The 15224-nt window shown below is 42.8% G+C and carries 16 protein-coding genes; 9 read left to right on the forward strand and 7 right to left on the reverse strand.

Annotated features, from left to right (window positions below; translation table 11 throughout):
• The first annotated feature begins 76 nt into the window (after positions 1-76).
• Together FTV34_RS08395 and FTV34_RS08400 are read left to right on the forward strand one after the other, a co-directional pair.
• Complete coding sequence (locus FTV34_RS08395) at positions 77-721, forward strand: SAM-dependent methyltransferase (RefSeq protein WP_180018252.1); 645 nt, start codon at positions 77-79, stop codon at positions 719-721.
• Positions 722-724: 3 nt separating this feature from the next.
• Positions 725-1927 (forward strand): TIGR03862 family flavoprotein, encoded by a 1203-nt coding sequence (locus FTV34_RS08400; RefSeq protein WP_180018234.1) that lies wholly within the window; start codon positions 725-727, stop codon positions 1925-1927.
• An 83-nt stretch (positions 1928-2010) separates the two neighbouring features.
• Here the strand turns inward: FTV34_RS08400 and FTV34_RS08405 are convergent, their stop codons facing one another.
• Entirely contained in the window at positions 2011-2589 is a 579-nt protein-coding gene (locus tag FTV34_RS08405; RefSeq protein WP_005232438.1) for a hypothetical protein, read from the reverse strand.
• 15 nt (positions 2590-2604) lie between these two features.
• Complete coding sequence (locus FTV34_RS08410; RefSeq protein WP_180069906.1) at positions 2605-3381, reverse strand: class I SAM-dependent methyltransferase; 777 nt, start codon at positions 3379-3381, stop codon at positions 2605-2607.
• Between the two features lie 113 nt (positions 3382-3494).
• Between FTV34_RS08410 and FTV34_RS08415 the strand changes: the two genes are divergently transcribed.
• From FTV34_RS08415 to FTV34_RS08425, 3 genes are all read left to right on the forward strand, one after another.
• A complete protein-coding gene (locus tag FTV34_RS08415) occupies positions 3495-4766 on the forward strand; it encodes a hypothetical protein (RefSeq protein WP_180018238.1) in 1272 nt (423 codons plus the stop codon).
• A 122-nt stretch (positions 4767-4888) separates the two neighbouring features.
• Entirely contained in the window at positions 4889-5083 is a 195-nt protein-coding gene (locus FTV34_RS08420) for a hypothetical protein (protein WP_005232434.1), read from the forward strand.
• Between the two features lie 92 nt (positions 5084-5175).
• The gene (locus FTV34_RS08425; protein ID WP_180069908.1) at positions 5176-6129 is read left to right on the forward strand and encodes a 2-hydroxyacid dehydrogenase; all 954 of its coding nucleotides are present in this window, start codon (positions 5176-5178) and stop codon (positions 6127-6129) included.
• 38 nt (positions 6130-6167) lie between these two features.
• Here the strand turns inward: FTV34_RS08425 and FTV34_RS08430 are convergent, their stop codons facing one another.
• The 3 genes from FTV34_RS08430 to FTV34_RS08440 form a co-directional block, all read right to left on the reverse strand.
• Complete coding sequence (locus FTV34_RS08430) at positions 6168-6686, reverse strand: hypothetical protein (protein ID WP_179992852.1); 519 nt, start codon at positions 6684-6686, stop codon at positions 6168-6170.
• Positions 6687-6794: 108 nt separating this feature from the next.
• Positions 6795-7274, reverse strand: a complete 480-nt coding sequence (locus tag FTV34_RS08435) for a hypothetical protein (RefSeq protein ID WP_005232430.1) — start codon at positions 7272-7274, stop codon at positions 6795-6797.
• Between the two features lie 235 nt (positions 7275-7509).
• The gene (locus FTV34_RS08440; protein ID WP_180011895.1) at positions 7510-7899 is read right to left on the reverse strand and encodes a hypothetical protein; all 390 of its coding nucleotides are present in this window, start codon (positions 7897-7899) and stop codon (positions 7510-7512) included.
• Positions 7900-8056: 157 nt separating this feature from the next.
• Here FTV34_RS08440 and FTV34_RS08445 point away from each other — a divergent pair, with 157 nt between their 5' ends.
• Positions 8057-9043 (forward strand): hypothetical protein, encoded by a 987-nt coding sequence (locus FTV34_RS08445; protein WP_180069910.1) that lies wholly within the window; start codon positions 8057-8059, stop codon positions 9041-9043.
• On the forward strand, positions 9030-9503 hold the full coding sequence (locus FTV34_RS08450) for a Panacea domain-containing protein (RefSeq protein ID WP_180069912.1): 474 nt from the start codon (positions 9030-9032) through the stop codon (positions 9501-9503). The genes FTV34_RS08445 and FTV34_RS08450 overlap by 14 nt, the downstream gene beginning before the upstream one ends.
• Before the next feature lie 42 nt (positions 9504-9545).
• Here FTV34_RS08450 and glyS read toward each other — a convergent pair whose 3' ends face one another.
• Entirely contained in the window at positions 9546-11615 is a 2070-nt protein-coding gene (glyS, locus tag FTV34_RS08455; RefSeq protein WP_180069914.1) for a glycine--tRNA ligase subunit beta, read from the reverse strand.
• Positions 11615-12604, reverse strand: a complete 990-nt coding sequence (gene glyQ, locus FTV34_RS08460; RefSeq protein WP_005232423.1) for a glycine--tRNA ligase subunit alpha — start codon at positions 12602-12604, stop codon at positions 11615-11617. Before glyQ ends, glyS begins: the two co-directional genes overlap by 1 nt.
• 314 nt (positions 12605-12918) lie before the next feature.
• On the opposite strand from glyQ, the gene FTV34_RS08465 reads away from it, so the two are divergent.
• Both FTV34_RS08465 and FTV34_RS08470 read left to right on the forward strand, forming a co-directional pair.
• The gene (locus FTV34_RS08465; RefSeq protein ID WP_180011900.1) at positions 12919-13746 is read left to right on the forward strand and encodes a transglutaminase family protein; all 828 of its coding nucleotides are present in this window, start codon (positions 12919-12921) and stop codon (positions 13744-13746) included.
• Between the two features lie 198 nt (positions 13747-13944).
• Entirely contained in the window at positions 13945-15054 is a 1110-nt protein-coding gene (locus tag FTV34_RS08470; protein ID WP_034704289.1) for an HPP family protein, read from the forward strand.
• The last annotated feature ends 170 nt before the right edge of the window (positions 15055-15224 follow it).

Here is a 15224-nt window from a genome sequence, read left to right on the forward strand (position 1 = left end):
TCCCTAGAAAAATAAAGCTTCGATTAGGCAAATATAACTGCACTTGTTAGACTTATACAGTTTTTATTAGTTTGATCTGATTATGTCGATTCGTCAATTTCAAGCACAGCGTATGCATGCGCCTCGTGATTTCCAAAGTATCAGTTCTGAACCGGTTTGTGTGGAAATCGGTGCGGGCAAAGGTAAACACGCATTGCTCTTTACCCAGATCAATCCAGACAGCGAGCTGATTGCGATCGAGCGAACTCGAGAGAAATTTTTAGCCATGCAAAAACAGCATGCGCTGGAAGGACAACCGAATTTACAGACAGTTCATGCCGATGCCTTGCCTTGGATTGTGCATGCTCTCTATCCAGCGCAAGTCGAACAGTTTTTTATTTTATATCCGAACCCTGAGCCGCATAACCCGGCACAGCGCTGGTTGAATATGCCATTTTTTGAGTTTTTATTATCGCGTTTAAAAACTGGTGGCACGATCACTTTAGCGAGTAACATTCCTGAATATATTGAGGAGGCAGAGCAGCAGGTTCAAAACCTGTGGAAGCTGCCTTTCGTTAAAGAAGTCATTGGCCAAGACTCGGCAAGAACTCATTTTGAAATTAAATATCTAGAGCGTGGTGAGTTGTGCCAGCAATTGATTATTAGTAAACCGGAAGGCTATACAACACGTTTTGATGAGTTTCAGCCGCTACAAGGGCAGAATGCGAGTTCAGCGGAATAAGCCATGAGGAAGCACATTGCAATTGTGGGTGCTGGCCCGGCAGGCTTGATGGCTGCAGAAGTTCTGAGCCAGTCTGATTATGAAGTTCATGTGTTTGAACAGAAGCCTTCGGCTGCCCGTAAATTCCTGATGGCTGGGAAAACCGGCCTAAATATTTCTCATGCCGAACCCGTCGAGCAGTTTGTGCAGCGTTATGATCAGGTAGACTGGTTAGAACCTTGGATCAAACGCTGGGATGCGATATGGATTCAAAACTGGATGAAAGATCTTGGCATTGAACCTTATATTGGTTCTTCAGGTCGAGTTTTTCCTACAGAAATGAAAGCCGCTCCACTATTGCGTGTCTGGTTAAAACGTTTAACTGAGCAAGGGGTACAATTTCATTATCGTCATCAAATTCTAGATCTGAAAAATCATCAGCTACAGATCCATGATTTAAAAAATGATTGCGCATTCACAGAAAACTTTGATGCGATTGTTTTGGCTTGTGGTGCAGTGTCATGGTCAAAACTCGGCAGTGATGGGAAATGGCAAGCATGGCTTGATTGCAGTGAGATTGAACCTTTCCAAGCCAGTAATGCGGGTGTGGAATATCCATGGTCTAAGTTTATGCAGCCAATCTTCGGTCAGCCCCTAAAACGGGTCGAGGCTTGGGTTGATGGCGGTGACAAGACCATGGGAGATATCGTGATCAGTCACTATGGTCTGGAAAGTGGTCTAATCTATAAACAGGACCGGGGACTGCGTCAACAGCTGAAACAGGGTCAGCCAATGCAGCTGAATCTGGATCTTTTTCCGGATCAAACCTTAGAGCAGCTGGCTAAAAAATTACAGCCAAGTAAAAAGCAGTCTTTGAATAATATCTGGCGAAAAGCAGGTCTGGACGGTGCAAAAGCTGCTCTGGTGCGTGAACTGGTACCAAAATCGCTTTGGCAAATTGCTACTGAATTAGCACAACAGGTAAAACACCTGAAAGTACCATTAACAGGTTTCCGTCCTATACAGGAAGCGATTAGCTGTGCAGGTGGTGTTAAACGCGAGGTTCTGTCAGAGCAGCTTCAGCTTAAATCCAATCCACATGTGTTCTTATGTGGTGAGATGCTGGACTGGGATGCGCCTACAGGGGGTTACTTGCTGACAGCCTGTTTTGCCACTGGACGAGCAGCCGCAGAAGGGGTGCAGCAATATTTAGTTCAAGCTCAATAATACGCATTCTTCAGAAAGTGAAAGTTAAATCTTAGAACTGCATATAAAATTTCAGGAAGCGTCCGCTTCCTGAAATGTATTATTTATTGTGCTGGGGCTTTATTTGCGGTGGTCATCTCCGGATATTGCGAACGCCAGCGTTCCAGTTGCTCTTGGGCATGTAGATATTTGCCCAGACCTTTTACATTTTCACTGGCTTCATTTACGGTAGAGGCCTGAGATTTCGGACTATTCACCAGTTTTTCCTGATGTTCCCAGTATTGATACATCAAACCCTGAATATAACGGCCCTGTTCAGTTTTAAGCTCCAGATCTTTGAGCATATTTAGCGAAGACTGGACATGATCGCGTTGACGTTGCTGGACAAATTCCGGAGTCAGATTGTCATCATTGCGCATGCCATTGAGCTCAGCTTCCAGATCCGCGCTCATTTCCTGGAAACGTTCTTCATAGTCATTCAAGACAGCAATATCATGGGGATCATCTTCCGTTTTAGGGAAGTTTTTCACGGGTCCAGTTTTCAATTCCTGCATGATTTCCTCTGATGCAGAGTCTTCCGTTGCCTGCTGTTCTACAGATTGTGAACTTTTCTGGTCACAGGCCATCAAAAACATGGCGGCAGTGAAAAGTGCAGTTCGTGACATCAATTGAATCGTGTGCATGATTGAATCCTGTTCCTAATTATTTTTCTTGAATACATAAACATAGGTGACATAAGGGAAATTAATCATATCTTCTGCACCCTTGTCCGTATAGTTTTTGATAATTTGTTCGAATTGCTGCTTGAGCTGCTGTTGCTGTTCTTTTGGTAGTGCCGCAATAAAGCTGGTTGACAATAAGCGTTTGGAAACCACCTGCTCGACAGGGCCATGCTGTAGCTGTTGCATTTGCGTTTCAGCATAAGGCTGAAAGAGATTCTGTTCTTCAAATACTTTACGCCAGGCACCACTATGATAGCGTGGTGTATCGTCTTCCAGTGGTGCAATGCAATCTGCCAGAGCTTTGACCCAGTCGACTGTGATATCACGCTGGTTCCAGACCAATACCAGAAAGCCTTGAGGTTTAAGTACCCGATCCAGCTCCTTTAAGGTCTCTAGATTGGCAAACCAGTGAAATGACTGTGCACAAAACACGGCATTCACGCTATGATCGGGCAGGGGAAGCTGGTGGCTCATCCCTTCAAGGGTATGAATATCCGGATGTGCCAGTTTTAACTGGGCCAGCATTTCAGGGACAGGATCAATGGCGGTGATGTGGCTGCTGAGTGGAAGCAAATAGGCAATAAATTTACCTGTTCCTGTTCCCAAATCAACAAGATCTGCATCTACAGGCAATGACAGTGTCTCGGCAAGCCATGGGCTAAGATCTGCCGGATAGTCAGGGCGTACCTGCTGATAAAGCTCAGCCGCTGTACTAAACCCTTGTTGAGCTGCAGGATGCAGTGATTGTGTCATATTTTGCGCTTTTTAATCTTTTTCATCGATATAAAATAGCATATTCACTTTTTCGGCCCTATTCATTGAGTGAATTGTTGCCGAAAAGTTAGATTCACCAGCACGGGAAAGTTATGGATAAGCAGATTGTTTTTGAAGATGAGCATATACGCGCAATTTTTATGCCGGGGTCATCTTCAGAATTGATTTTTTCATTTGGAGATTTGATTACCCGTGCCAAGGGCTTGAGCATCAATGCCGAAAAATCATTAGCGAAATTTGAATTTAATGTTTTGGGAATCATGCCCAAACATAAATCCTGGTTTCCAAAAAGTTCCATGTGGAACATGTTGCAAGCCATTGCCGAGCTGATTGCACCGTTTCAGCAGCGCATTGCCTATGGTGGCTCCATGGGTGGCTATGCTGCGATTAAATATTCCAATCTGCTGAATGTTCAGCGAGTGGTCGCGATGGTGCCGCAATATTCGATTGATCCGGAAGATGTCGAAGATGCCCGCTACAACATGTTTTACCAGCCCGAGCTGAATGAAGGCATGCGGATTGAGGCAGAAGATGTCAGTCCGGAACGGGAATATATTCTGGTATATGACCCGTATTGCACCGAAGACCGGGTACATTACCTGAAACTAGAAGCCGTACTTCCGCAGCATCATGTACTGCATCTGCCATTTACCGGCCATGACGCCATCGCTGTTCTGGCCAGCTCCGAGCTGCTGTATGACTTTTTATTGCATGAATATGATGAAAGTTATTTCTACCAGAAAATGCGTCGGGTCAAGAAAAACAGCAAGTTCTATTATCGTAAGGTGATTGAGAATATCTTGCCGAGGCATCGTTTTGCTTTAGGGCGTATCCTGAAAAATAATGATCTGTTGCTGGATACCCAATTTTTTGATGCAGCGCAAAAACAGGTGATTTTGCGTGAATTGCTGAGTAATAAACAGGTCGATCAGCAGGATCTGCTTAAGCTCGGAATTCACGTCAATCTGCCGCAGGAAAAGCGCCAGTTATTGCTGGATGCCTATGGACATGCACTGGTCTTTAATGTGATCAGCAACAAGATCGAAAGCTATACCGGTGATGCGATTGCACTGAACCATAAATTCCTGATTCCAATCTATGCCAAAGGTAATGGCTTGCTGACCATCAATCTGAATGATGAACGTTATCTGGTAGTGATGAATGATCGGCATATTATGAAACTGGTCAAGGAGCAGGATGAATTAAATGTAGGCATGCATCCGATTATCATGAAACGCTATGCTGATTTTTATATGTTCAGCTATAAACATCTGAATTTGCATACAGATGAATACGGCGCTTCCGGTTTCGTTGACGCAAGTGACAAAAATACACAGTTTGTGACACGAAGTGAAATGAACTAACCAAAAAATTTATCTAAAAAACAAATACTTGACTTATGTTTGCTAAGGCCTAATATGGTCTTAGGCGGTATGAAAAATAGTCACACCGCTCCCGGTTGTTTATATGACAAGGGAGTAAATATATGCAATCCAAACAAGTTACAAGTATTTGTTTTATTCTTGGACTGATGCTGCCTAATTTTGCACACGCGGAAAGTGTGCATCCTGCAGTGATCTTGCTCAGTTCTTCTCTTATTTTTCTGATCTTTCTCAGTGTATATGTGATTTATAAGGTGCGCCGTTCTCTGCGTAACCATATTGATAAGTCTGTAGATTAACCACTTCTGACAGTAAGTTGCTTGAAAACCCTGCAGGACTTGTTTTAAATGGCAATCAAAATAAATTGTCAAACAAGGTTGAGGGTAGCGCCATGAAAGCCGCTTATTTAGATTATGCTTCTTTAGACCAACAGGATTTGGACTTTCAGGCACTACATGCAGTATTTGATCAGCTGGTCTTATACCCGGCCACATCGGCTGCAGAGATTCAGTCTCGTGTGGCCGATGTCGATGTCATCATTACCAACAAAGTCATGATTGACGCGGCAACCATCCAGCAATGCCCTCAACTGAAACTGATCCTGATTTCTGCTACGGGCACCAATAATGTCGATCTGGCTGCGGCCAAGGCATGTGGCATTGTGGTGTGTAACTGTCAGGCTTATGGCACCTCTGCCGTCGCTCAGCATACCCTTATGCTGATGCTCAATCTGGCCACTTCATTTTTAACCTATCAACGTGCAGTACAGCAGGGCGAATGGCAAAAGGCCAGCCAGTTCTGTCTATTGGGTGCGCCAATTGTAGAATTGGCAGGCAAGACCTTAGGTATTGTTGGTTATGGTGAGCTGGGCCATGCAGTTGCCAGACTGGCAGAAGCCTTTGGCATGAAAGTACTGATTGCAGCTTTGCCCAACCGTCCAGCAGATGATTCCCGTATTCCATTTGCAGAGTTATTGCCACAAGTGGATTTTTTAAGCCTGCATTGCCCTTTAACGGAAGATACCCGTCATTTAATCAGTCATGCCGAACTGGACACGATGAAACCAAGTGCATTTTTAATTAACTGTGCGCGTGGTGGAATCGTCGATGAACAGGCTTTGGCTCAGGCCTTACGCGAAGGCAAAATTGCCGGTGCTGCGACGGATGTGCTTACCGTGGAGCCTCCGAAAGAGGGAAATGTATTGCTCGATGCCTCAATTCCTAACCTGATCGTTACACCGCACAATGCTTGGGGCAGCGTTGATGCGCGTCAACGCATTGTGGATCAGATGGTGGAAAATGTAGAAGCCTTTAAGCAAGGCCGGCCTATCCGTCAGGTAAATTAAAAACTGCCAAATAAAAACTAAATGCTGATTAAATTCGATCAGCATTTTTTTCGGTTTTCTGGCGTAATATATTTATCTAATAGCTTTAAAAATTCACTCTGAACCAGTGCAGACCGGGGGTTAAATATAATTTCCTGATAGACGCGCTTAAATTCGGGTACCCGTTCATCGGGACGCTTGTCATAAGATGTTCGATAATGGGTTTCAAACATATAAATCAGATGATTCTGCGAAAAATAAGCAGTTCGATAGCTATAAATGTCATCTCCTTGAGTCCCGATTCTTAATTTACACATATCCTTGATCCGATACAGGTCGGCATTATTGCCAGAGGCGGGCCTAAATTCAGCTTCCTCCAAGTGTTCTATATGCTGGATTTTTTCGCCTTCGGTTTTATGGTTATAAGGATTCGCACTAGACAGGCTCGGGATGGAGGATAATTCATCATCAATCGCAGCAATTGAGGTCACGGTTTCACCTGAAACCAGTAAAGTGATGTACAGGATGGCTACACCACACAGAATGCCGGCGATAAAGCTGAGGAGAATTTTTTTCATTTTTATTATCTTCTCATGATTTTATTTGAGTTCAGTCTAAAGAAAGACTCAACTATCTTCAATGCTTAAAAGAAAAAGCCCGTAATGGGCTTTTTTCAATGCGATGATTTAAAGATCATCTACTGCATAACTGGTCGCTGTACCGGAACTTGACTGGGGCTGTGATACCGATGAATTTTGAGTTGCGGTAGATGGCTGACTCAAAGGCTGCTGCACGATCGGTGCCTGTTGTGAATTGCCGCGCCAGACTTCTCGGGTTTGCTGAATTTTCTGACCCGTTTGCTGTGCTGCCTGAGTCGCACCCTGATCTACTTTCTGGATGGTATCTGATGCTGCAGACTTGGTATTGCCCCAGGCACGGTCTACACCCGGTTTGATTTTGGCAATGCCTTTTTCAGTGACTTCACCTACTTTTTCAGCGGTATTGATAACGCCTTCCTGTGCTTTATAGGCAAACACATGCAGCAGGTTCGGATTCTCACCATAAGGTGCAATCGGTTTGTTGGTCTGAGTGGTTTCGGTCTGTGCAAATACAGGTGCGCAGAACATTAAAGCTGTCGTTAAAATAATTGGGGTTTTGATATTCATTATGGATCGACCTCGAATTCGTCAAAGAGCGGTCTGAGTTTGGTTTTCAGTGTAACGGATAATCAGCCAAAAACAATGAATAAGCTATGGAGAGAGTATAGGTTCAGCGTAGTTTGATGCGAGGATCTTATAATTTTTAAAAGGAAGAAAAGGCAGTTTAAATCAGAAGAAAAATTAAATTTCTGTTCATTCAAATAAATAGCCCTATTTTCATGATGAAAACAGGGCGATTTGTTTAGTCACATTGAGTCAGGGCATCTTTAGCAAAATGATTGCGCAGAATTACAAAGTTCTTTTGTACTGCCGTATCGTGCAGGTCAAATTTTTGTGCTGTGCTGGTACCGTCACGCTGGAAAGTCGCTGAGCCGGCATCTATCAGGGTCAGGCCTTTAAATGACCATTGTTCAACTGAACGGTTGTTGCCGATGTCGCCAGTAAATTCAATCACGCATTTGTCGAGGAATTTGGTCAGTTTCGCCTTATTGTTGGTTGTTTCTGGAATAACTTCGAGATTTTGTACTTCCTGTAATACACCCAGTTCTAGCTGTGGAATGGTCGGTTGAGATGTACATGCTGTAAGTGCGATACCCGCAAGAGTCGTCATAATGAGTGTTTGAAATTTCATGCGCTTCTTTCTTGTTGAGTGTTGTTAGGCAAAGTATAGGGAATAAGCTTAATAATTCATAGTATTGGAATAACTTAGTGGATTTTTAAAGAAATATAAAATTGAATTATTTGAAAATAACTATATTATTTCTTAAAAATTTTTTTATAAAATAATTATGTACTTAGGGTTTACTGGAAAGAAAACAGGTCTAGTTTCGAAAGTTACTTCGATTTTAGATGGTTTTGGGAAAGGGTTCTATTTAGCTTTAGATGTAATAGCGACTGCTATATTAGGGATTTCTGCAGCGTGGACTACTTCTAAAGGTCTGGAACAATATGAAATCTATTTTGAATTCTCATTTATAGCGTTACTAGCTGTTTTTAAAACACCAATAACTTATGTATTTTTTAGTTTAATTATTTATATAATTTCAAAAGGATATCAATGGCTTGATAATGAAAATTTATTAGGAGAAAATAAGAAATTAGGAGTAGCAAAATACGAATTAGAAAATAGATTAAAAAGTGCTTCAGAAGATATTGATGAATTTAAGTCAAAAATTAACTCTTTATATAAAGAGTTAATTAAAACGTGGCTAAAAAGTTCTTTGAAAACATTAAATCTTTTTGAATCAAGTTGTCGAGTGACTTTATATTATTTTAAAAAGAATCATTTTTATTATGTAGGGCGATATTCTGTAGATCCTGAAAATTCAAGAGAGAGTACTTTAAAATTTGAACTGAATGGCGGTGTAATCAGTCAAGCATGGCGAAAACAAGTTCATAAAGATGTATCTTGTCCTGAGTATGATAGTAGTGATCCAAATCCTTATTTTGAATATGTAAAGCAAACCTATAATTTTTCTGAGGAAAAGGTAAAATCTTTAGGAATGAAATCATGCCAGTACTATGCTAGACGAATTGATGATACTTCAGAGGCTATCGGAGTAATTGTATTTGAAAGTATTACTAAAAATAAATTTACTGAAAGGCAGATAAAAAGAATAGAAAGCTATTGTGCTGAACATGAGAGTAATTTAGTCTCATATATACGGTATATCCGTGATAATGACCATGCTTCTTCTGATTCTATTCGTGCAAAAGGTGTTGCAGAAATGGAGTTTTTAAGACAATTTAAGGAGGGCAAAGATGTTAAAAAATAACTTAGAAAAAATAATAGCTTACATCTGTCAAGAGTATCCATATAAAGATGAACTCTCTGATGCCCGATTAACAAAAATGGTATATTTAACAGATTGGTTTTCTTCATTAGTTAATGATCAGCAAGCTACTGAAATAAATTGGGTTTTTAATCATTACGGTCCTTATGTTTCTGATGTTTATGAAGCAGCAAAAGATAATGGTAATTTTGTAGTAAAAAATAAAACGACTATATACGGAAATAATAAAAAAATTATTAATTATGTTGGAGAGGCTTCTATTGACTTAGAGCCATTGATTAAATCAGTTATTGATACAGTAATAGATAAGACTAAATCAATGTACTTTAATGATTTTATTGACTATGTTTATTCAACATATCCTGTAAAAAATAATGACCGATATTCTATTTTAGATCTTCCAATGTTGGCTAAAGAATATAGGACAAGTATTGCTGAGTAATAAAAAACCCGCTCTAAAGCGGGTTTTTTTATAAATCAGAACTTAGTGTTGAAGCACTGAAATATCTGCAACTTTAGTGAACAGGTCACGAAGCTGAGCAAGCAGGCGTAAACGGTTTGCTTTTAGTTTAGCATCATCCGCCATCACCATTACACCGTCAAAGAACGCATCTACTGGCGCACGTAGGGCAGCCAATGCAGACAACGCAGCAGTGTAATCTTTAGAAGCAAACAGTGGTTCAACCGCTGGTGTGATTTTTTGCAGTTCAGCGAACAATGCTTTTTCAGCATCTTCCACCAGATTTGCTTCAATAACAGCACCTTCAGGCGCAGCTTCTTTGGCAAGAATGTTAGCAACACGCTTGTTCGCAGCAGCAAGCGCAGCAGCTTCAGGCAACGCACGGAAGTGATTTACTGCATTTACGCGTTTGTCAAAATCAAGCGGTGATTTTGGTGAAAGCGCTTGAACCGCCTGAATCACGTCAACATCAACGCCTTGATCTTCGTATTTCGCACGGTAACGACCTTCAAGGAATGCAACCGCATCTGCCAGAGTCTTGTCGTGGTCTTTCAATACATCGCCATAAGCAGCCAATGCCAGCTTGATCAGATCTTCAATTGAAACATCAAGTTCGTTTTCAGTCACCAGACGCAGAATACCAATCGCAGAACGACGTAGCGCAAACGGATCTTTAGAACCTGTAGGTGCCTGACCAATACCGAAAATACCAGTCAAGGTATCTAAACGGTCAGCAAGCGCAATCGTTGTACCCGTTTTGGTTTTAGGCAGAACGTCACCAGCGAATTTAGGTAAATACTGCTCACCTAAAGATTCAGCCACTTCATCATTTTCGCCTTCAAGACGTGCGTAGTAAGTACCCGCGATCCCTTGAAGTTCCGGGAATTCACCGACCAGCTCAGAAGTTAAGTCGCATTTTGCAAGTAAAGCTGCTTTTTCAGCATCTTCAGCTTTGGCACCGGTAATCGGAGCAAGCGCGACAGCCAGTTTGGCAATACGTTCAGACTTGTTCCACAAAGTACCCAGTTGTGCCTGGAATACCATGTTGGCCAGTTTCTCTTTACGAGACGCAAGCGGTTGTTTCTGGTCTTGCAGGAAGAAGAATTCTGCATCTGACAGACGCGGACGAACTACTTTTTCGTTACCTTCAATGATTTGAGTCGGATCTTTAGACTCAATATTTGAAACGGTAATGAAGTAAGGCTGTAATTTGTTTTCAGCATTCACCAGACAGAAATACTTCTGGTTGTCCTGCATCGTGGTGATCAGTGCTTCTTGAGGAACTGCAAGGAAGCGTTCTTCAAAGCTGGCACGAAGAGCAACTGGCCATTCAACCAGAGCAGTGACTTCGTCACGCAGATCCGCAGGAACAATGGCAATCGCATTCACTTCATCAGCCAGCGCTTTGACTTGCTGGTCGATGATTGCTTGACGCTCTTCAAAAGACGCAACCACTTTCGCAGCGCGCAGGGCATCCAGATAAGCATCTGCATTGGCCAGAATAATCGCTTCAGGCGCATGGAAACGATGACCATAAGTCACGTTGCCTGCTTTGTGATCCTGAATGGTTGCATCAATCACATTGCTGTCTTTTAACAACACCACCCATTTCACCGGACGAACGAATTCAGTACGGCTAGCTGCAGAACGCATACGTTTTGCGATTGGCAATTGATCCAGAGCATGTTGCAGGATTTGTGGCAGTAAAACGTCCAGACTTTGGCCTTTCACATCTTTCAGGTAGCAGACTTTTTCAACTTTACCGGCCTGGAAAGTAGACACCTGATCAACCGTAATGCCTTGACCGCGCATAAAGCCTTCAAGTGCTTTGGTTGGTTTGCCTTCAGCATCATAAGCCGCTTGCACAGCAGGACCGTCAAAACGTTTTTGCGTATCCGCTTGAGCAGCATCAACATTTACGATTTTAAGTGCCAGACGACGTGGCGCTGCATAAGCTTCGATCGCATCGAAAGCCAGACCCGCATCTTTTAAGCCTTTTTCAGTTTCAGCTTTTAAAGCATCACGTAATTTTTTCAGGCTTTTTGGAGGAAGTTCTTCACAGCCAAGTTCAAATAAAACTGTATGTTTAGACATTATTTGTTCTCCGCTGATTTTTCTGCTTGAGCCGCTTCTGCTTCTACTTGAGCTTTAAGCTGAGCCAGGACTTCGTCACGTAGGTGAGGTTCTGCCATTGGGAAACCAAGTTTCGCACGTGCTGCTACATAACTGGTCGCAATTGAACGTGCCAAAGTACGCACACGCAGAATATAACGCTGACGTTCAGTCACAGAGATCGCGCCACGCGCATCTAACAGGTTAAAGCTGTGTGATGCTTTAATCACTTGCTCATAAGCAGGTAATGGCAGTTCAGCTTCGATTAAACGGGTCGCCTCAGCTTCGTAGAAATCGAACAGTTCGAACATTTTTTCTACTGGTGCATATTCGAAGTTATAAGTCGATTGTTCTACTTCATTTTGATGGAACACATCGCCATACGTCACAGTACCGAACTGACCTTTGGTCCAAACCAGATCGTAAACTGAGTCTACACCTTGCAGATACATCGCCAGACGTTCCAGACCATAAGTGATTTCACCGGTTACTGGGTAGCATTCAACACCACCGACTTGCTGGAAGTAAGTGAACTGAGTCACTTCCATGCCGTTCAGCCAAACTTCCCAGCCTAGACCCCATGCGCCCAGTGTTGGAGATTCCCAGTTATCTTCCACGAAACGGATGTCGTGAACTAAAGGATCAATACCGATTGCCTTTAAAGAATCTAGGTAAAGCTGCTGGATGTTGTCCGGGTTTGGCTTAAGCACAACCTGGAACTGGTAATAATGTTGCAGACGGTTCGGGTTCTCACCATAACGACCATCTTTCGGACGGCGTGATGGCTGAACATAAGCAGCATTCCAGGTTTCGGGACCTAACGCACGAAGGAAAGTTGCAGTGTGGAATGTCCCTGCACCCATTTCCATGTCGTAAGGCTGTAACACGACGCAGCCTTGCTCCGCCCAGTAGTTTTGTAAGGCAAGAATTAAGCCTTGGAAGGTATCAATATGCGATATGGCGCGACTCATGGTCATCCACTTAAAATTAGAGAAAAATTGTGCTTGATTATAAGGATTTTACAGGGGAGTGGCAAAGGGTTAATACGCTGAAAATATTTTGGAAAAAATTAAAATGGTCTTCATTCATGCCAGATTTTGCGCGGCTTTGCTGCAATTTTATGCTGGAATAGCAATGGGATGAGATCCAAAAATCAGGAATAAATCAGATGTATAGCATCCTGTTCACTGAAGCGCGATAAAGTTAAACTGATCTCATACGATTGCGGTCTTAGAATTAGTTTAATCTTCACACAATATAATAATGCCTAATAATAAGGAACTTCATGACCACTTACCAAATTCAGTGCCATTTAAAATACAAGATTGTGCAACCTACCGAATTTATTTTTATGGTTCAGGTCGCCCATCATCCCGATCAGAATATTCTCGGAGAACAGCTCACTATGAATATGCCGGTCAAGTGGCATGAATTTCAGGATGCTCAGCATCAAAACCGTCATATCCGGTTGCAACTCGAACCCTGTGAGGCATTTGAACTGAACTATAGCGCGACAGTTACCCGTCAGCCGAGCATTCCGAATGATCTGAGGCAAAACTTGAGTGAAGTCAAAATTCCAGACCTGCCGGATGAAGTACTACCTTATTTGCTGGCCAGCCGCTATTGCAATTCAGATTTATTACTTGAAATGGCGAAACGCTCATTTGGCTGGGTGACACCCGGCTATACGCGTGTAAAAGCCATTGAACAGTGGATTTATAACAATATTTTTTATGTCTCTGGCTGCTCTGATCAGTTTACGACTGCGACAGATGTACTGATCCACCGGGCAGGGGTATGCCGTGACTTTGCCCATTTAGGCATTGCGCTGTGCCGTGCTTTAGGAATTCCGGCACGCATGGTGGTCGGTTATGTGAAAATTGAAAAATTTTTACCCGATTTTCATGCCATTTTTGAAGCCTATCTGGAAGGCGGGTGGGTACAGTTTGATCCGACCCGTTTGGCTCCGGTCGACGAGCTGATTCGCATTGGCACCGGGGTAGATGCCGGAGATGTAGCATTTTCAACCTATTATGGTCAGGTCGAGCTGCTCAAAATCGAACCTCTGATTAAATCTGGTTCTCATAGCGAAGCTGAGACTAAAATCACCTGACATGAATGATCTTATTGAAAATCCTATGAGAGATTGAATAGTAAAATAGGACTAGATGGATGGTTTTTCTCTGGTGTGTGACTTAGCTTTTTAAACAGCATCCATTTAAGTGTAATTAAAAGATATAAAATAAATACATCTTTAAAGCGACTAGTTTTATAATGCGCAAAATCTGTAAACATTAAAATCAGGCGCGCCGTGTTCCATTCCAATCTCGACTGGCTCAATACCTTAAAACCGAATTTTAAAGTTCTTCCACTCAAAGACCGTTTACTCTGCGGTATTGGGGCACTACTGGGTCTCACGGTATCATCATTACTGAGTTTATGGATTCTGGGTGATTTTGAAGCCTGGTATATTGCGCCGATGGGGGCCTCATCTGTGCTGCTGTTTGCAGTTCCGGCCAGTCCCTTGGCACAGCCCTGGAATATTCTGGTAGGTAATACTATTGCTGCGGTAGTGGGTGTGACCTGTGCCTTGTTTATTGCCAGTCCGACGGAAGCTTTTAGTCTAGCGGTAGCTTTGGCTATTATCCTGATGATGACCACCGATTCCCTGCATCCACCGAGTGGTGCTGTGGCTATTACGGCGGTACTCGGCGGCAATGCGGTGCATGAACTCGGCTATGCTTTCGTTTTCTATCCGGTGCTGCTGAATTCGATCTTATTGATGGTAATTGCGATCGTCTTTAATCGAATGATTGGCAAGCGTTATCCGCAGCAGGCGCAATTGAATACCCGTTCCAAAGATCCGACCCCGACCCAGAAAGTCACTATTCAGCCGCAAGATATTCAGGAAGTACTAGATCAGCAAACCGAGCTGCTGGACATTAGTGAATATGACCTGCAAAAGATTATTCTGGAAGCTCAGGACCGAGCCAATGCCCGTGCGGTCAACCAGTTTACCTGTCAGGACATTATGACTAAAGACGTGGTGACCCTGCATGCCAATGATAATATTCAGCATGCACTGGATAAATTTAAAGAAATGAACCTGATGAGCCTGCCGGTGGTTAATGCGGAAGGCAAGCTGGTGGGAACGCTGGCCATGTATCAGGTGGTAGAATGGTTTAAACGTGCTGCAGATGTGCGCAGCAGCTGGGAACATCAGGTCAAACATATTATGACCCGCAAGGTAGTCACAGTGCAGCCATTGCAGCCGATTCAGGATCTGGTGCCCTATTTTGTGGAGCGTTCCTTTAACTATATTCCGGTAGTGAGTGAGCAGCGTCTGGTCGGAATTATCAGCCGCGCAGATATTATCGCTGCCCTGAATCAGGAACTGAACCATTTTAAAATGAGAGCTTAAAGCTGTTTTGAATAGTTCTGAAAAAAAAGCACCCTCGGGTCACTGCTGTCCCACAATTTTTCACAAGAGGAAGCTCATTTGAGCTTCCTCTTGTTTTATGGGTATTTTATCGGGTGAAAATAAAGCTTTTAAAGTTCTTCTTTCAAACAAATTCACTTGAATTATTCTGA

This window comes from Acinetobacter sp. YH16038 (assembly GCF_013417275.1).
GTDB lineage: Bacteria > Pseudomonadota > Gammaproteobacteria > Pseudomonadales > Moraxellaceae > Acinetobacter.